Origin of the sequence: Ruminococcus sp. 1001136sp1_2201st1_G3_2201SCRN_220225, assembly GCF_040924365.1 — a bacterium.
Classification (GTDB): domain Bacteria; phylum Bacillota; class Clostridia; order Lachnospirales; family Lachnospiraceae; genus Blautia_A; species Blautia_A faecis.
The window spans coordinates 43,065-61,855 of the sequence record NZ_JBCOME010000018.1; the positions used below are offsets into that span (position 1 = coordinate 43,065).

Below are 18,791 nucleotides of genomic sequence, written 5' to 3' on the forward strand. Positions count from 1 at the left end.
TTTGGTCTCCTGACTTTCTGTATTTTGGTGGGGTAAAAGGTCTTCAATGCTGTGTACTGACTGAAACTTCAACACATTAGATAGCAATTTAGTTAACTAAACAGATTACTCCTCTTCTGCCTTCTTCATATCCCCGGTTTCGTAAATGACTCGCTGCACTTCCTCGGTAGTGGTAATTCCCTCTTCCACCAGCTGAATGGCATTTTCACGCAGTGTCTTGAACTCGCTGTGAGCACTGGCCAGTTCCTGTTCGATAACGGGGCGTCCGGCCTGCTGGGAAATGAGGGGGCGGATTTCCGGGGTGATTTCCAGAATCTCAAATACACCGATTCGTCCGCGGTAGCCTGTATTAAAGCAGTCTGCGCAGCCCTCGCCACGGTAGAAAATATGCTTATGCTCCGTGCTGAGTCCAAGGCGTCTTACTTCCTCGTCTGTCGCCTCATAGCTCTTTTTACACTTGGGGCAGATCCGGCGGACCAGTCGCTGGGAAATAACGGCGCGGAGAGCAGTGGCAATCAGGTACGGCTCAACGCCGATATCCTCCAGACGTTCGATCGTTCCCACAGCATCGTTGGTATGGATTGTGGAAAGCACAACGTGTCCGGTAATTGCGGCACGCATACTGATCTGGGCGGTTTCACCGTCTCGAATCTCTCCGACGGCAATGATATCCGGGTCCTGACGAAGGATGGCACGAAGACCATTGGCAAAATCCATGCCTGTTTTCTCATTGATCTGCACCTGATTTACTCCGTCGATATTGTACTCGACCGGATCCTCCAGGGTTACTACATTGACTTCCTCTGTATTTAACTGGGAAATCATGGTATTCATGGTGGAAGATTTACCACTTCCGGTAGGTCCGGCGATCAGAATAACACCGCTGGTACAGTGGATAGCCCGCTGGTATTTCTTCAGGTTGTCACCCATAAGACCGATGGAATCCGGAGTAAGATAACCAGCTCTTTTGTCCAGAAGACGGGCTACGATTTTTTCTCCATATACAGTAGGAAGAGAGTTTACACGGAGGTCAAACTCACGCTTTTTGTTCTTAACATTGAATCGTCCATCCTGTGGAACACGACGTTCTGCAATATCCATTCCACTCATGATTTTCAAGCGGGAAATAACGGAGTTCTGAAGGTTCTTTGGGATCGTCAGAATCTTACGGAGCACACCGTCAATACGCATGCGGACCTGAAGCTCTTTTTCCTTTGGCTCAATGTGGATATCACTGGCACGCTCCAGAATGGCACGCTCGATAATGGAGTTTACCAGGCGGATGGTTGGCGCATCGTTAATGTTGTCGTTGAGGATGTTTCCTGTAAACTGCGCTTCTTCGCCATTGTCCTCTTCGGTTGGAGCCTCACGCTTCATGGCCTCAATAGCCCTTGCGGCGCCTTCGTTTCCGTAAAGAACCAGAATGGCATGCTCCACGCCCTCTGCGGTAGCGATCATCGGAACAATTTTTTTACGGACTGCTTTCTTAACTTCCTCAATCGCATAGAAGTTCATAGGGTCGCTCATGGCCAGATAAAGCTCGTCCCGCTCCATGCGGACCGGCACTACCTGGAACTGTTTCGCAATGTTTTTCGGAACAACCTGTGCCATGGAAATGGGAATGGTGGTTTTCGAAAGATCTATGTATTCAATACCCAGCTGAAGACGAAGTGCCTCGATCAGCTCTGCCTCTGTGATGATTCCCGCTGAAATCAAAGCCGCTCCAAGTCGTTCCTTGGTCTCCTTCTGCCTCTGCAGTCCCATATCCAGTTCTTCCGGTGTAATCGTCCCCGCCGCGATCAGCAGGTCACCAAGACGTTTGTATGCCATGTGGGGGTCTCTCCTTTGCGTTTATATTCAGTATGTGATTCATGTTTAAATCTATCTATAACAAATTTGTTGCAGCTGTTCAGTGCCTTTATAGTTACACGTTTCGTAAAACAGTACCTGCTGAATAGTTGCAATTAGTCTTATTTTCTTTTTTATAATTGGTCTAATTTTATATCGTTTACTGCTATCACATCAAATTTGTTGGTAACAATCTTTTTGCCATCTTTATCTGTGATTTCAAGAATTACATGGAAGGTAGTTCCTTCCAGTTTCACGCTTTGAATTGTTGCTTTCAGGTCAAAGGAACTGTAACTGGCAGAAGAAATCAGTTTCTGCCAGTACAGGGAACCATCCTCTGCGGTTAATTGAACCGCTATTTCGCCCCCTGCTGTTCCATCAATTTTATTTTCATTTTCATCTATAGCTGCAAAAGCACTTTCTGTTTTTCCGTAAGTCGGACTGAAATACTTAAGTACCGTTCCATCACTGCCTTTATTAACACTTGTTGTATATCGAAGCTCTTTTTCAATTACATTCGTTAAGGTGGAACACAGCTGCTTTGCGTGGGATCTGGTCAAAGATTCATTATACATCCGGGTGGCAAAAGCCATTCCCTGCGTCATAACCTGACTTGCAAGCAGCAGGATAACGGTCGCCGCCAGCAGCTCCCCAAGAGAAAAGCCTCGTTTGTCAGACAATTTTTTTCGTATTAAATTAGTCAATCTGGATTTGGCTGTATTTCTCATTACTTTTCTCCTGTAAAAAATGCTCCTGTTTTGTTTCAAAAAACTTTTCTTATAAATAATGTTACTTCGCTTTGTAATAAATATAATGCTTTCCAGAGTTGTTCTCTCCGGACTGGTAAAGCGTTACCGGAAGCTCTGCCACAGCACTTCCAGTGCCTCCTGCTATATTCTCTTCTGAAATGTCCACCTTCGCAGAGCCTGTTGATATGGCATTTCCCGTCTGAAAAGAAGTGTCTGCATTATCTGCCTGCTTGTTGACACGGGCGGCAGTTACCACTGCCCCGGCCAGCATCAGCACTGCCAATGACAAAATGATCATGGTGACAAGTGTCTCTGCAATAGTTTCACCGGATCTGCTATGTAATTTCTTTTTTAGGTTTAAATATGGTTTTCTCATTGTGAATCTCCCAGAGTACGTACACTGTCACCGTAGAAAATATCTTTTGCTTCCCATTTGTATTCATATGGAGTCGTTGTTGTGCTGGTATTTCCATTAACTGAACTTGTTGCATCACGCGCTTCCGTTTTTCCGGTCAGGCTGAGTACTACATGGCTGGAATCACGTCCTGTCCCTGTGCTCAGCTTTACTACGATATCATAAGTCACTTCATTTTTTTTCGCAGTATCATCACTTTTCCTTGGGGTAATCGTAAATTCCGCATTTATCTTATCCAGGTTACTAAACTGGGAAAAAGCAGCATCTGTTCCGCTTCCTGCAGACGATATTATCAATTTCTTTGTAACCGGAATGCCAAAATAATCTGTTCCAAAAACATCTTTATTTTTTTTATCTGCCTCTTTTACGTAATTCTGCAGCATTTGGGCGAAAGACTGCGACGTTGCCAGAGACGTTGAAATAAGACTGGCATTGCTGACATCCTTCCAGTTTTTTGCTATTTCAACATGATCACCTGTTTTTGTCTCTACTATATCTGCTGACAGCTTCACATTCACAATAGAATCTCTTAAAAGCTGCGCTGCGCTGGTACATGCCAGCTGGTTCTGTTCAGATGTCCGGTCTGACGCCACTGTTTTCACAGTGGTCACAGCCCCCTCCAGTATTACCACGCTTAGAATGGATGCCGTCAGAAAAAGCAGAAATCCAAAAAATATGGAGGTACCCTGTTCAGATTGCATTTTTTCTTTTATTCTTCTTTTCAGCATTTCAGGGCACCTCCTTTCTTTTAAAATCCACTGTCCCCGCTTTCCCAACTGCCAGCGTCAGCGGAGAAATCATCCTGAGATTCGTTTGGTATAATATCTAAGGTATCGCTGTTCTCATCATCCCAGCCAGATGCTGTGCCGGAAGTGAAGCTGGAACCGTCTATACTGTTGTCGGACCAGTCGTCAGATGCCCCATCTATATCTGAAGGATCTGTAGATACCGCCTGACCCTCAGGTGGCAATATCTCTACTGTTACAGAAGCATTGTAAGTGGTTTTCTTATCTGCTCCCAGAGCGGAAACGGAAATCGTCACACTGCCTGGCTTATAGCCGGTAACAATCAGCTCATAAGTCTTACTGCCATCATCGTTATCCTTGGGCACAAATCCTGTAATAGACGCAGTTAATCCATTTTCACCGGCGTCAGCGCTTTCCAGATTCTCTGAAACAGAAGCCTCAGACTGTGTAGATAACAGATCTGTGACTGCAAAATCGCTTTGTGACAGTTCAGAAAACAAAATGCCTGCCGGTACCGTCAGGGCAAGCTTTGCATTTGCTGGAACATAGCTGCCATTTTCATTCTGGTCAAGAGTAATTGTGGCTCTTTCTGTATCCCAGGTAATATTTTTCGCCTCAATGGTTTTTACATTAATCCAGGTGTAGCTGGTGTATTCCACATTCTGGTAGGTAAATGTTCCTTGTACAGTAAGGGTTACTGGAACAAGTGCATCACTCCTTACTGTAAACTGACTGTCATTTACATCGGATACCTCAACTGCTCCCTCCGGCTCTGCGGTAATGTTCCATTCCATAAGGGAGGCCAGATTCTTAGATGGGTTCGTACCCACGTAAGCGGCAATGTTCTGACTGTCGGCGCTTTCTGCGCCAACTACACTGAAATCTTCCTCGTTTTCACTTTCCGAAATCATGTCCACACAATCACTGTCGGAAGCAAATCCATCCTCTTCACCAGTGCTTCCCACAAAGCCTGTCTCATTACTGCTCACCGCAAGAGAAGCGGGTACAGCATAAAGCGTAACCGGATCTGATGTGGTATAGATCTCCTGTGTGATTTCTCCGGGATCTGAGTATATGGTAAGGTCTGCAGTTACAGTCAGGGAGAATGATGCACTGTATTCCTGACCGTTTACCGTAGTTTTTACTGTAATAACCGTGGTTCCTGTCTGTAAAGCTTTTACAGTAGCAACGTAACATTTCTTCTCTTGAGAGTACTCCAATTTTGTAATTTCTGCAATATAATCTTTTTGATCCAGAATTCGATTTCCACTCTGTACCTCAGCGTTTTCCTCAGTATCTGCATTTTCTTCGTATCCATCGGAGAAACCATTTTCATCATCTTCACCTGCATCTTTAGAAAAGGTCTGAGTTTCAGAAGAACCTTCATCATCTCCATTGCTATAATCTACAATAAAATCATCTAATGTCAGCTCCTCTCCAAGACTGTTTTTATCCTTCAGATTGCTCCTTAGGTTAAACTGCTTCAATGCCACCAATTGACCGTTTTCGTCCTGCTGCGTGGTATCCAGATCTTCAAAAATGTCCATGGATGCACGGCTGTTTTCCCAGTAAATGCCTTCCAACGGCCATTCGCCATAGTGAACGTGAACATCGCTGCCACTTCTTGTCTTCTGGGTGAGAATTGTAGGAAATGGGTAATTTTCTCCATCCAGATCCGTGCGGTTGCCTGGGAAGGAGTATTTACCAGTTACGGTCTGATCGTTTTCGTATTTCGTAACTTCGGTGAATGGACCATCGGTATTATTATTGTTTTTGTCTTTTCCATTCAGAAGATCAATAAAATCACCCTTTACAGGAACTGCATTTACACCTGTAATTCCACCAATTGTGGAATCAACGGCTTTTTCACCGGACATTTCTTCCCAGGTGAGCGGAATGGCAGTATCATCGATGTTATCCCATCCTCCATTATTACTAGTAGTAATTTTAGTATTTTTTTGAACCGGAATATTATCTTTATAATAGTAGCAATTCTCAATCTGTATCCTGACATGGAAATTTCGATAGTTTTCATCATGGGTTTCGCCATTACTGCCGATAGATTCAATAGCAATAATCTTATCCGTATCGCTGCCACTTGGCATTTTCACATAGGTATAGCAGTTTTTGATTATTGTAGTAGGTGTTTTACATTTCTCTGAGTTGTTAGTACCAGTATCACTTTCATAACCAGTTATACCCAGAATTGAATTGCCTAACAGCTTCAACAGATTTCCACCATTTTTAATATAAATACCACCGGATATTCCTGCCAGCATCAGTCTGCAGCTTGCATTAAGACATTCTTGCGTACAGGTTATTTCTCCACCTGTATAGCAATTTGTAATCTTCCCTCTCATACTTCCAACAAGACCACCTGCTCTTACAGACTCTTTTCTGCCCGGTTTTTCACGTATATTCAGTACAATAGTATTAACTGCCGTACATTTGTTTAAGTCCAATGTACTCATTCCAAACATACCGCCTATATTGGAATCTCCCCATCCACCTTTGTCTGTATTATCCTGAATTGTATAACCGGCCACCGTACAATTTGAAATATTTACTTCATCGGCAGAGTTTCCTTTTCCAACAGCAGCCAGTCCGCACAAACCTCCTAAAGCATGCCAGCCTTTCCGTGTGCCACTACTTCGCTGAATGTAGTTTCCATTTTCTGAATACAAAATTATATTGCTTACATTGGCACCTATAATGTTTCCAAATAAGCCGGCAACTGTATTTTGACTGTGGATTTCAATATTCTTAACTGAATATGTATTTCCATCGTAGCTACCATCAAAATAGGCCATCGAAGCTATTGCTGCTTCTTTATCCTCATTTTCATCGTACAGAGAGCCTATCTGTGTAAATAATTTAGTGTCCTGATGCTCCATGTTGGCATCAACATCGTGTGTCTGGATCCAGTTATGATGACTGTCTGTAGTAACTAGTTTATAGGTATTGGAATCTATCTCATTTCCATCAGCATCCGTAACAACAGGTTTTCCGCTTCCGTTCCATACCCAATAGCCAATTTTTGTTTCTGGATGCCAATACATTCTGCTGCCATGCTGTGCAAAATTCATAACCACATATTGCTGCCCTTCAGAACTTTCTACAAAATCCCAATATACCGTATTTTTCTCGCCTTTTTCTTTTTTCCAGTACCAGCCATTCTGATCAATAGTTCCATCTTTTAAATTTTTATATGGCTGTGGATATGGACTTTCGGCTCCCGTCCACTTGTAATACTTATCCGTTCCTGTTCCATCTGCCTTCATATATCCCAGATATGGATATTTATCAACAATTCCCACATCCTCTGCCGTATCCAATGCCTTCGTCGCAGTCCCAGTTTTATAATTCCAGTTCAAATACTGCAGCTGCTCCGCAGAGCGGATTTCGTATTCTTTGCCTTTTTCTCCGGGCATTGCTTCATCAGCATTTACCTGGACTTCGAAGCCGTCTTCCAGAACGGTTACAGTAGAGGACTGAATTCCATCATAATCTGGAAAGCTACTACCGTACTGCATTGCATTTGCAAAAAACGGGTTGATAGTAAAGGTGTACAGCTGGCTGTTATAATTAAACTGCCAGATACCATTCGCTGTTCGGTCGTTAGCTGTCATTTTCATATAACTACTGGTATCTAAGCTGCTACTTATTCCAATCGCCGGAGCGGTAGTGTATGCCACAACAGTCACTCCATCCAGCTGATTCGTCAGGTTCTCAGAAGCCTGGGCATTCTCACTATCTCCAGCCTGGAAATAGTACATTTTCGGATCAGGTCTAGCACTGCCGGTAGCATAATAATATCCATACCCGTATTCTGTGATTCTTCCGCCATCATCATGACGAGTACACAAGGTACTGTCTCCTACCTTGTCCAAAACTGAAGCAGGATCCTGACTGCTGGCTTTATAACCGATATAGGAGAAATGGTAGCCGTCGTTGGCTCCCCCTTCCTCATGTTCCCAGTAAATAACGCCAATGCTTCCCAGGTTAACCGGAATCTGCCAGTTGCCGTAATGAACCTTTTTACCCTCCTTGGTTACTACTGCATTAAAAGGATAATTTTCTTCATCAGTTGCTCCGTTGCACCGGGACTCGTCTGCCCTAGTTCCTTTTGTTGCCTTTTCCACCATTTCCTGATATGTAACATGGATGCCAGCGCCCTGATCATTGCTAAACGGAAGCATATTATTCAGATACCGGAAAGTACCCCCGCTGAGGTAATAACAGTCAGAAGAAACAACACCGCCGCCTTTTGGTGAAAAGCCATAGGTTTTGGAAGTTCCGGCTGCGCCCAACGCAACTGCACAATAATCGCCTTTTAATACACCTGTATTTTTTGCAGTAAATCCACCGATCGTACAGTTTGCACCTTTTGAATATTCAATTGATACATTTCCAACTGCATAGCTGTTTCGAATCAGACCGGAACCGATATTTTCACCTGCAAAACCGCCCAAATAAGCATTTCCATAGAGCACATTTGCATTCACTGCCGGAGCATCCACTTCACTATTATAGATATTTCCCTGGTTACTGCCAGTCAGTCCACCCATGTAAAGAGTTCCGTTTCGCTGGACATACACGATTCCATCACGACCCATACTGTAACCGCAGACTGCACAATTCTGAATGGTTCCCTTGTTGATTCCAGCCAAAGCCCCCATATAAACGTTGCGGTTACTTCCGATTGTTCCAGTATAGCTAAGGTATGGATTACTTACCGCTGTGGTTCCTGTAAAATCGTTATTCTCCCAATCAGACACAAGGAAAACATTCTGTATGGATCCCTGATTTTCTCCAATAAATCCAACTGCTGTACCTTTTGCGGCAAAGCTGATTCCACGTATTTCATATCCTCCGCCTTTGTAGGTAGATGTAAAAGGTGTGATTGTTCCATCTTCCGCTACCCCCACAGGACTCTGGACAGTTACCGCTTCCTGAACACCTTCATAATTTTTCCAGTCATATGGCGCATAATCAATATCTCGTTCCTGGATAAAGGAAATTCCCTTTAATAAGGATGCATAATCCTGATAGTATAAGCTCATGTGATAAAGCTGTCTAGGTGTGCGGAGATAAATAGCTGAAATATTATTCGGAGCCTGATCTGCAGCTTCTACTGATTTGGCAAAATGGGGATTGAAATAGAATGTCTTTCCAGTCATCACCTCTGTGGTCTCATCACCGTCAGCCTGTGCTGCAGTCCCCTCATCGTTAAGTTCCGCATCTGATGCACCTTTTACTGTCAGCTTCTGGTAGTAAACACCCTTGATTGCCTGAGCATTCATAATTTCTTTTGGCAATGGGAAAATAACGTAAGTTTCCTCTGATTGCGCAGTATCGCCATCATTTACAGAAACTTCGAACTTCTCAGTTTCCGTACTGTTGCAGTCAACCTTCCATTCTTCCAGCTTATCTGCATCCTCACTGTTCTGATAGCTGACAATAAAGCCAGACAATGTCTCAAGCGCACTTTTCGCATATACAATACCGTATCCATCTCCAACGACAGTCAGATTATCTGATAAAGAGGACTGGACATTTCCACCAAAGAAGCCGTATTCTCTGGAATTCGACTCATTTATTGCATATTTCTCATAATATACAAGGCTTCCTGCCTCATAGCTTGCCTGCCAGTCTCCATAATGAGAAATATCTTTCAAAGATGGATAGGAATAGCTTGTGAGACCTTGGTTTCTCAGATTGTAGGCATAGGTTGTGGTGGAAGTGGTAAAGGAATTGCTACCATTGTTGTTCAGCTTCTCTACCATTTTAGCTTTATTACTAAAGGTTAAATAATCCACAGCCTCGCCATTGTCATTTTCCACATTTTTTCCCTTATTTAAATAGTAGACATTTTCCAGAGTACCTGGGCTGACAGCATATATTACAGGATTGTTGTTACTTTCGCTGTTTTCCAGGTAAGTAGCAACTGTATAGCTGTTTTTTATCTTGAGAGCATTACTGTCAACAGAGCTTGCCACAAGGCCACCGCCGTGATTGGCTGGATTCTGATACCCTGCCGTATAGCAGTACTCAACATTTACGCTGCCACTGTTTACACTTCCTATCAAACCACCTGTTACATCTCCGGTCAGGTAAGAATCTGCATAACAGTTTTTTATACTCACTGCACAATCTGCCTGTCCGATCAGACCTCCTACAGTACCGATAAGATCACCTGTTGTACCGTTCTCTCTGCCATCCATAACAGTTGCCGCAAAACTGTTGTCTATTGTCACAGAAGAGCCTGAGTCTGACCCACTGTTAGTACGTCCGATCAATCCACCCTGGATTCCGGCACCGCTGATCCAAACATCGTTCTCATTCTTTCCTTCTATGTCTTCTGTGTCCAGATATACCTCACAATTGGCTATTTTCGCAGAGCCTGTGGTCTCACCTGCAATTGCACCGGCACTGACCTTTTCTTTTTCTTCACCGGTAATTGCTATGGTGGTTCCTGCCAGGCGCAGATTCTCCACCGTCATAGAATCCTTCAGCACGGCAAACAGACCGGCACCTTTTCTGCCTGTGGCAGAGCCATCTGCAGTTGTTATATCCACACCATTTTTTACATTCAGGTGATAGATTGCCATGCTTTTGTCGCCGGTAAAGCTCTCCAGGTTCTTGTTGGTAATCGGAGTGAACGCCTTGTTTCCGTAACAGCTGTACCAGGAAGTGGTGTCATCCGTTTCTTTCTCTTCCTGCTTTTCAAAATGGATAGAATTGCCAAGCTTAGCTTTTTTGATATCTTCTGCCACTCCAGATTCATGATCCAGATTCTGCAAATGGCGGCCATAATAAATAGCCGCATTTTCAGAAGTACTCTTGTCAGCAAAAAGACTGTTGGTGTCATACTGTGTAAACAGACCATCGATCTTGTGGTTTTCACTTCGTACCGTAACTTTTATATTGAGAGCAGTTCCGGCTCTTAGTGCCTTGGTATTCGTACTCTTTAAATAACTGTTCTTTTCTCCATAAAGTGATACAAATCTGGTAGCATCACTTGTCAGATCATCCAAAGTGATTTTTAAAGTATAACTGCGCCCTACAATCGAACTCTCCTCATTAGTATCCTTCTCTGACATGTCTCCAACATGCAGATCATCCTTCGCATGAACCAGCTTATCCCCAGATGCTTTATACTTCAGATTTAATTGATTTCCCTTATCATCCGTCAGAACTACATCAAATGACAACGGCTTATTATCTTGTCCCTGCCGCATACAAGTAATAGTTGCAACCAGTTTTTCCTCATTTGTAACCGTGATCTTCGGGGCAAGCACTGCTGTATTGCTGCCATCCAGTGCATCTCCGCCGTAATATCCGATTCTTGCGCCATCGCTGAGCCGATTGTCTTTATAGCGGAAGCTGTCATATACATTTGGATCATATGGTTTGATCCTATCTGACTCGCTATAAAAAACAGCATATACACTGGCACTTTCCGGGTTATATTCTACCACCCAGTAGTTATTGTAAAGTTCGCCATCTACGGTATCAGTTGTCACCAGTACACTGGCCGCCCTTTTTGTGTCTGCTTTTTCAGAGGAAAGTGCGTAATAAAGCTTCTGCTCCTTGGTGGCATCTGAGGGCGTCCTTCCCATAGCTTTTGCTGTTTTTTCCCCGTCATAAAGGCTACTGTTACCATTGCTCTGCAGCTTCACCAGATTATTCTGCACCGCCGTATAAATCAGCTCTGCCTTATTATCCAGAGCTTTCTGGCGCAGGTTCTTCCTTATGGAAAAAATCGCAGGCACAGCAATGGCCATGAGGATAAGGAGTATTGCCACCGTGGCCAGAACCTCTGCTAATGTATATCCTTTTTTCTTTTTATTATAAAATGGGTTCATGGTTTCACCTCAATATTTTTATAATATCTTCGAAGCTTCCTGAAAATAATTATTGTTCGCTTGAAAACACTAACCGCTCTGCGGAATGCTCCCTGCGTTCAATAATCAGAAATGGACAGACTTCGACATATCTCATTATAAATCACGGGTTAGTCTTTCGCAACTGTTAGAATATGAAAAGAGTATGCGAACTACGGCATTTTTACCATTTATTCCGTGCGAAAAATAAGATAAAAAAGTAGAAATGATATAGGATATTTTTCAATAAAATTTGTACTAAAACAGAACATAAAAATCCCCACGAGAGACAATGCTGCTTTTCTGTTTCTCGTGGGGAAATAGTTATACAAAATCAAAACTTAATTGCGTATATTCTTCTATATCTGCAATTTCACATAAATAGTTCTCTAAATCCTCATTGGTTTTAATCACTGCTGCCTGATATAAATTCTCCAAAACATTATTTCCTGTAGAATATTTCAACAAACCGTGATAATAACAAGCCAGGCGGCGATTCTGTTTTTTTGCATACTCTGCAGTATGCATAGTACCACTTTTTTCCATAGCTTCTACTACCAGAACCCCCTGAGACATGCCACTTTGAAGTCGGTCGCGCTGCACGAAACGATATTTCTCAGGTCTTGTTCCTTCGGGATATTCGCTAATAAGACATCCGCCCTGCTTTAAAACTTCTTCTGCAATCCATTGATTAGATTTCGGATATATTTCATTTATTCCGCAAGGAAGAACCACTGCGCATTTCCCCCCTGCTGCCAGAGCCCCCTTTAGAGCTTCTGCATCACAGCCAAGTGCAAGACCATTTACAAGATTAAAACCATTTTTGCCTATAATACTGCCCGCATTATAAGCCAACTTAGCACCTACAGCCGATATCTTACGTGATCCTACAACCGCAATACTTTTATGCTTATTCAAAATATCAATATTTCCTCTATAGTACAAAACCTCTGGCCGGTCTTTTATTTTTTTCAAATCATGTGGATAATTTGTTTCATCAACTCGACAGATTTTTATTTCCTGCCATAGTGTTGTTTTCTTTTCTTCCATAAGCTTTTCCATTTTATATTGCCTTACCCAATGCAAACATTTCTACATTAGCGGCTCCACGATTTAATAAAATTTCTTTGCAGACATACAGAGAGTTTCCAGTTGTAGTTACATCATCCATCAATAATACAATGTCTCCGCTTATGTCTATATCCTCTACCGTATCAATAGACTGCATATGAACTGACAGATTCCTGCTTCCTCCTGTTGCAAGCTTGTTGATTGAATGGCTTCTCCTTAAAAAATATACTTTATTATCCCTTCCATTGGCAGCAAGCATTTCTCCTAGTTTTCCAATTCCGGATTCTCTTTTTTCCGCATTACTGGAAGGTACCACACAAATAGTTACTCCGGGGCATATCTCACAATCCAGTAAATTGTAAAAATATTTAATCGCCGATGGTTTCCTATCCTTCAAATCCAATATTTTCCCGCTAAACACATCAAACAATGGATTCTTTATCTTTCGTTCTCTGTCCAGCCAATATTTATGATAGTTACTGTAAACTACAATTTCACCAGTTCCGTTCCATGCTTCATTTACAAACACCATGTTTATAGCCTCCTTCGAACAAACGTTTTCTTTATTTTATCAGATTGCTACTCACATTTCAACCGGATGATCATTATATTTCTCAAACTCCTTTTCCATCTTTTCCAGTATATTGGAGTATTGGAGAAGTTCGGCTACACGTTGTTCTTTGTTGTCGTATTGTTTCTTGTAGGAGACGCGGTGTTCCATGGCGGCCCAGAAGTCCATGGAGATGGTGCGCAGCTGGACTTCTACCGGATAGTATTCGTTTGCATCCAGACAGCAGACATTTACGCCGAGAATGACATGATGGCTGCGGTAACCGTTGGGCTTGGGGTTCTCAATATAGTTGCTCTCACGGATGAAAATAAGGTCGGGCTGCTTCTTTAACATGTTTACCAGATTATTCACATCACCAACAAAATAGCAGATAATACGCACCCCCGCAATATCCTGCAACTGATCCTTGGCATTTTCCAAGGTTGGCTCGAAGCCATGACGCACCAGTTTTTCCTCAATGCTGTCCTTCTTTTTGATCCTGTACTGTATGTTATGAATGGGTTTTCCCGTCTTTGTTTCATAAATAGAGTGGTTCAGCACTTCCAGACGTGTCAGCAATAGCTTCATCGCATCCTCATACGGCTGAATCAGCCCATAATACTCCTTGTCAGTCATAAGTAAAAACCCTCCTTCTCGTTTTCCATGGTACTATATAAATGTGTTCATTTGGTGAGAAAGAGATAAACAGAAAATAAACAAGTTTCTCCCTTCCTTTTCCCCTTGAAATCCCCCTGTCGAACTGGTACTATTATAGGTAAAAGATTGACGAAATAACTGCAATTTTGACTTGAAATATCGGAATTAGGAATGGGGTAGAGAGTTTTTGATGAAGTCTTTTAAAGTCAGCATCATTTTACCGGTGTATAACGTGGAAAAATACCTGAGTGCGTGCCTGGACAGCTTATTGGCACAGACACTTGAGGAAATAGAGATCGTAGCTGTCAATGATGGCAGTACAGATGGAAGCCTGCAGATTCTGCAGGCTTATCAGTCGTTAAATCCGGAGAAGCTTTTTATATTTTCCACAGAGAACCACGGTGTCAGCAGGGCACGAAATTATGGTTTTGCCCATTCCCATGGAGAATATGTCTGGTTTGTAGACAGCGATGACTTCGTAGAGCCTGATGCCTGCAGACTTCTTTATGAAAAAGCTACCGCTGACGGAAACGACCTGGTTCTTTTCCGCTACTATAATGTAGACTCTGAGACCGGAGTTCGTAAGGAATACCTTGCATCCTGTCATAATCAGAATTTCCGCGTTGCAGACAAGCCTTATGAATTACCTGCAATTTCTCCATACCCATGGATCAAGTTCATTCACAGAGACCTGTTTAACGGACTTTGTTTTCCAGAAGGAATCCGGTTCGAAGATCTTCCGGTGGCCTATCTTCTGGCTGTGAAAGCCCGTTCCATCGGATACGTGGATCAGTGCTTCTATAATTACAGAAAAAATGTAGGATTCCTCAGCCGCCTCACGCCTTCCACCCTTCACATCCGAAATGCCATTATTTTTATGAAGGAAGAAATGGAGAAGCTGGGGCTGTTTGAACAATATCAGACAGAACTGGATTTCATTGCTGTGCGCCATTTTTTCTACCGTTTCTGGAAGCTGCTCACCAACTATGAGACTGACCAGAAAGAACTGAAGCTGCAATTGATCAATGAGCTTTTCGATTATATGGAGTCCAATATTCCAGACTGGGAGAACAATCATTATGTCCGATATTCACTTCCGCCACATATTGGGCGACTGCTCTGTCTTTATGGCTCCAGACAGGAAATGATTTCTTTCGTAGAAGCCTGCAACGGAATGACCGTACAGCAGCAGAAAGCCTGGATAAAGGATTACAAGCTTTCTCACAAAACCTCTCCCAGCTATCAGCCTGCTGAGATGATCCACCGGGAAAAAACTTCCTCCCAGTTTTATGGCTTTGCCTATACCGGAAGCCTTGCTCCTGATCCGGAGCAGATTCTTCTGGAAGCCAGCCGTGGAAAAGAAATTCCTACCTGGATATTGAAATTACTTGTGCACCTTCTGAGAAATTTCGGAGAACACCAGATCATTGTCTCCCTGACTCAGGAGAAGCATGCCTTGTTCCAGGCTCTTCTGAACCGCTATCTTTCCGACAGCACAGCTCTGTCTGAGAATATTACTCTGGTGTGCCCGGACAGCGAAGAATACGGCAAAGCACTTGCACTCTCCGGCTACGTTATCACAGACGGACCTTTGCCCTACTATTTTCGGAAGGAAGAGGGACAGTTTGTGCTGCTTTACTGCGGACACAATCTGTATCCGGAAACCGTTCTGAACACACCGGATTCCACCGCTGATACAGGGCTTTGGCAGCATACTATGTTTATGGCAGACTGCCTGTATTTTAACAATGTACAGAACCGGGATATTTACCTGCAGGAATGTATGACAGCTAATATCTGCAAAACGCCTTACATTATCGGTTCTTCCACCCACATTCCAGTGATTCCCAATGAATCACACAGGGAAAAGCTCCGCCGCAGCTTGCAGATGGATTCCATGCAGACTATTTTGTATGCGCCGCTGCTTCCAGGGTCCTATATTGCGGACACCGAGCAGACATTCCGGAATTTCATGGCAGCCCTCTACATATTTGACTGTGAACTTTCCGATCATCAGGTTTTGTATCTGCATCTGGATCATGAGAGGGAAATTGATTTTTCTGAATTTAGACATATAAAAGAAATGCCAAAAGATTTCGATGTACCGGATTTCGCTGCGGCGTGTGATATTTTTATATCGGATTATCACAATGCACTTTCTGCCAGATTCACCACAGGCACACAGATTCTGCGATTTCTGTGCGGTACATTTCTTCGACACGAAAATGCAACCAGTGACCATCAGACTGTACCAGCTGCTCCTGTCCTGCTGGAAACCACTTCCTGTCTGCCCGAGAGCTCTGGAGCCTGTTTGAAAAATCATTCCTGCAATCTGCACTCCACACTTTGCGATATATTTCACCCGGAATATCCTGCATTTGATAATGTACCAGAGTTAGTACGATATATCGGACAGTTAGAACTGATGTCTGAGAAGATGGCCACAAATGAAGCTTTACATTCAGCACCTTTTGACCAGTTTACTTCTGATACAGACCGTGCGTTCGATTCCCAGGAGCACAATTGGAATTCTTCGAAAAAAAGCTCTCTGCAAATGGAAAATAATCATAATTTACAGGCCACAAAGAATTCCTCCGGAGAAGCCACTACTTTCGAGGAATCCCCACAATATCTTCTCACAGATATTGCAGATTCTCTCTTAAACGGACGACCACTGCCCTATTATGCTCCAGCTTCTTCCGATGATGTACCGGCACCGCGCACACGCGTCCTGTTCTTTACAGGGCGGAAGCTTTCCCAGAATCTGGTTCGGGATTTTAATGCCCTGGCAGCACAGGCACCAGAAAAAGAATTCTGGCTTGCATACAATGATTTCCGCAATACAGACTCTGCCAAATATCTAGCACAGTTATCACCTGACTGTTCCAGCCTGCCATTGAAGCCGGATCCCGAGAAAGGTAACCGCTGGAAGCTGGCAAGTGTGCTCACCAGCCGGATGGGACTTTTCTCATTTTATCCCTTATCCCATATTTTGGACTTGGGGAAGGAAGAATATAAGAAGTGCATGGGAGAGACAAGATTCGATGAAGTCGTAATCACTTCCACAGATAGTATAAAAACGGTTGCTACGCTTCTGGCTGCTGCGCCAAAAGCGTCCTATACTTTTGACACCTTTAACCCAGAGCGCTACAGTACCTCAAGACCTTACAGACACCAGATTGCATTTCTTTGCAGAATGTTAAAGGATACAGGAAGTCTGGAATTGCCTGCCGAGCTTACCGGATTGAAGCTGACGCAAAGCTCTGGCAAAAATAAAGATAAGGGAATGCTCTAGAGCGTGTTTGAAAAAGGCTTTCTGCAAGATGTACGTCACAATTTGTGGGAATGCTTTTTTATAACCCATTCCTTACGAAAGGATTTACCTATGAAATTAACCACTATCATCCCGGTTCACAATGCTGAGAAATACATCACAGCCACTTTGGACAGTGTATTGCAGCAGGATCTGGGAAATCCAGAGGAGCTGGAGGTGATCTGTGTGGATGACGCATCCACCGACGCTTCTGTTGCCCTCATAAAAGATTACCAGCAAAAAGACTCCCGCATCCGCCTTTTCCTCAACGAAAAGACCCGGTTTGCAGGAGCCTGCCGAAATAAGGGAATCGAAGAAGCCCATGGTGATTACCTTCACTTTCTTGATGCAGATGACCTTGTAGAAAAAGGTGCCTACCAGAAATATCTGTCCATTGCTGAACAGGCGGATGCCGACATGGTAAAGGGCTGCGCCGTCTGCTTTGACAATGAGACCGGCGAGCTTTCCGATACCCCGCTTTTTGCACTGTCTGATGTGCCCGCTGAGTGCTTCGACAAGGTTCTGAATTTCCACCAGGCGCCCGAAATTTTCAGCCACATCAGTGTAGTTCCATGGAATGCCATTTACAAACGGAAATTCATTTTGGAAAAGGGGCTTCGCTTTAACGATCTGATCTGTGTCAACGACCGCTCCTTCTACAGCGAAGCCGTATTCACTGCCAACAGGATCTGGCTCACTCACGAGCAGATTGTCCGTTACCGTGTGAATAACAGCGCATCCCTTGTAGGAAACCGTGCCAGAAACTTCCATTGTGAATTTGATTCCTGGCAGCTGATCATGAACCAATGTACTAAGTACAATATTCAGGGCCGTGAGCTGGCCATCGTAATGGAGCGTGAGCTGATTGACATTTTTATCTGGTATCGCAAATACAAGAAAATTCCGGAAATTTCAGAAGAGATTACTGCGCAGACCCAGGCGTTTGCGCAGAAGCTTGATATTTCGCCTCTTGAAGCATTCCCGCCTTCTTTCAAGTGGTACTACGATTATCTCACTTTTCTTCCGGAATTTGAGAGCCTTACAAAAAATTATAACAATATTACCCAATTCAAAAAACAAGCCAGACTAATCATGCCCCAGTGCACCACCCCGGCTGACTTCCGCCACCGCATCCAGGAAGCCCCCGCCACAGACAGTACCTCTAAACGGTCAGGTGTATTAAAAAAACTGCTCTCCCATTTTAAGCATTGATTCGTCAGAAACCACCAGTTAGTTCAACTGGTGGTTTCTCTTTGATTGGGCAAAGAGGCTGGAGATACCGCTCCAGCCCCTTTGCCTCACGCACCTTCGTTATTCATCCTGCTCACCGACTTCTTCCTGTGCTTCTTTGCCTCATAAAGCTGCTGATCAGCCAGGGAAATCACCTGCTGGATGTCTGTTGAAATATTTGGACGGAACTCGGCAATTCCAAGGGAAATCTCCACCAGGAAGGGCTTGCCGGATTTTTCATTAAACAGCTTACATGCCATCTTCACACGCTCCCGGAACTTCTCCCCGAAGTCGGCTTCCTCGCATTCCAGCATGATAATATATTC

General features: G+C 43.6%; 12 protein-coding genes and 1 pseudogene. 2 read left to right on the top strand and 11 right to left on the bottom strand.

The features are described 5' to 3' along the window. Positions 1–105 precede the first annotated feature (105 nt). From AB5642_RS07955 to AB5642_RS07990, 8 genes are all read right to left on the bottom strand, one after another. On the bottom strand, positions 106–1,830 hold the full coding sequence (locus AB5642_RS07955; RefSeq protein ID WP_173719496.1) for a GspE/PulE family protein: 1,725 nt from the start codon (positions 1,828–1,830) through the stop codon (positions 106–108). 152 nt (positions 1,831–1,982) lie between these two features. Continuing rightward, entirely contained in the window at positions 1,983–2,576 is a 594-nt protein-coding gene (locus AB5642_RS07960) for a hypothetical protein (protein WP_368371528.1), read from the bottom strand. A gap of 61 nt (positions 2,577–2,637) precedes the next feature. Beyond that, complete coding sequence (locus AB5642_RS07965; protein ID WP_118583414.1) at positions 2,638–2,973, bottom strand: hypothetical protein; 336 nt, start codon at positions 2,971–2,973, stop codon at positions 2,638–2,640. Continuing rightward, positions 2,970–3,740, bottom strand: a complete 771-nt coding sequence (locus AB5642_RS07970) for a hypothetical protein (RefSeq protein ID WP_368371529.1) — start codon at positions 3,738–3,740, stop codon at positions 2,970–2,972. Before AB5642_RS07970 ends, AB5642_RS07965 begins: the two co-directional genes overlap by 4 nt. Positions 3,741–3,760: 20 nt before the next feature. Further along, entirely contained in the window at positions 3,761–11,626 is a 7,866-nt protein-coding gene (locus AB5642_RS07975) for a type II secretion system protein (RefSeq protein WP_368371530.1), read from the bottom strand. 342 nt (positions 11,627–11,968) lie between these two features. Then, positions 11,969–12,694 carry a DNA-processing protein DprA gene (gene dprA, locus AB5642_RS07980; RefSeq protein ID WP_195478655.1) on the bottom strand — a complete coding sequence of 242 codons (726 nt, stop codon included), beginning with the start codon at positions 12,692–12,694 and terminating at the stop codon, positions 11,969–11,971. 13 nt (positions 12,695–12,707) lie between these two features. Then, the gene (locus AB5642_RS07985) at positions 12,708–13,247 is read right to left on the bottom strand and encodes a phosphoribosyltransferase (protein WP_195478654.1); all 540 of its coding nucleotides are present in this window, start codon (positions 13,245–13,247) and stop codon (positions 12,708–12,710) included. A gap of 51 nt (positions 13,248–13,298) precedes the next feature. Further along, on the bottom strand, positions 13,299–13,901 hold the full coding sequence (locus AB5642_RS07990; RefSeq protein ID WP_195478653.1) for a GTP pyrophosphokinase family protein: 603 nt from the start codon (positions 13,899–13,901) through the stop codon (positions 13,299–13,301). A 211-nt stretch (positions 13,902–14,112) separates the two neighbouring features. On the opposite strand from AB5642_RS07990, the pseudogene AB5642_RS07995 reads away from it, so the two are divergent. Beyond that, a pseudogene (locus AB5642_RS07995) lies at positions 14,113–14,508 on the top strand (glycosyltransferase family 2 protein); the annotation flags it as partial. A 1,269-nt stretch (positions 14,509–15,777) separates the two neighbouring features. Here AB5642_RS07995 and AB5642_RS08000 read toward each other — a convergent pair. Further along, entirely contained in the window at positions 15,778–16,284 is a 507-nt protein-coding gene (locus tag AB5642_RS08000; RefSeq protein WP_368371533.1) for a DUF6783 domain-containing protein, read from the bottom strand. 874 nt (positions 16,285–17,158) lie between these two features. After that, the gene (locus tag AB5642_RS08005; protein WP_368072598.1) at positions 17,159–17,269 is read right to left on the bottom strand and encodes a DUF6783 domain-containing protein; all 111 of its coding nucleotides are present in this window, start codon (positions 17,267–17,269) and stop codon (positions 17,159–17,161) included. A gap of 38 nt (positions 17,270–17,307) precedes the next feature. Between AB5642_RS08005 and AB5642_RS08010 the strand changes: the two genes are divergently transcribed. Then, positions 17,308–18,447 carry a glycosyltransferase gene (locus tag AB5642_RS08010; protein WP_195591095.1) on the top strand — a complete coding sequence of 380 codons (1,140 nt, stop codon included), beginning with the start codon at positions 17,308–17,310 and terminating at the stop codon, positions 18,445–18,447. 86 nt (positions 18,448–18,533) lie between these two features. Here AB5642_RS08010 and AB5642_RS08015 read toward each other — a convergent pair. Further along, a partial coding sequence (locus AB5642_RS08015; protein ID WP_368371531.1) for a diguanylate cyclase occupies positions 18,534–18,791 on the bottom strand: 258 nt, incomplete at its 5' end.

Coding starts and splice junctions, on each gene's coding strand:
- AB5642_RS08010 (WP_195591095.1), top strand. CDS start 17,308: ATGAAATTAACCACTATCATCCCGGTTCACAATGCTGAGAAATACATC.
- AB5642_RS07985 (WP_195478654.1), bottom strand. CDS start 13,247: ATGGTGTTTGTAAATGAAGCATGGAACGGAACTGGTGAAATTGTAGTT.
- AB5642_RS07965 (WP_118583414.1), bottom strand. CDS start 2,973: ATGAGAAAACCATATTTAAACCTAAAAAAGAAATTACATAGCAGATCC.
- AB5642_RS07955 (WP_173719496.1), bottom strand. CDS start 1,830: ATGGCATACAAACGTCTTGGTGACCTGCTGATCGCGGCGGGGACGATT.
- AB5642_RS07975 (WP_368371530.1), bottom strand. CDS start 11,626: ATGAACCCATTTTATAATAAAAAGAAAAAAGGATATACATTAGCAGAG.
- dprA (WP_195478655.1), bottom strand. CDS start 12,694: ATGGAAGAAAAGAAAACAACACTATGGCAGGAAATAAAAATCTGTCGA.
- AB5642_RS07960 (WP_368371528.1), bottom strand. CDS start 2,576: ATGAGAAATACAGCCAAATCCAGATTGACTAATTTAATACGAAAAAAA.
- AB5642_RS07970 (WP_368371529.1), bottom strand. CDS start 3,740: ATGCTGAAAAGAAGAATAAAAGAAAAAATGCAATCTGAACAGGGTACC.
- AB5642_RS07990 (WP_195478653.1), bottom strand. CDS start 13,901: ATGACTGACAAGGAGTATTATGGGCTGATTCAGCCGTATGAGGATGCG.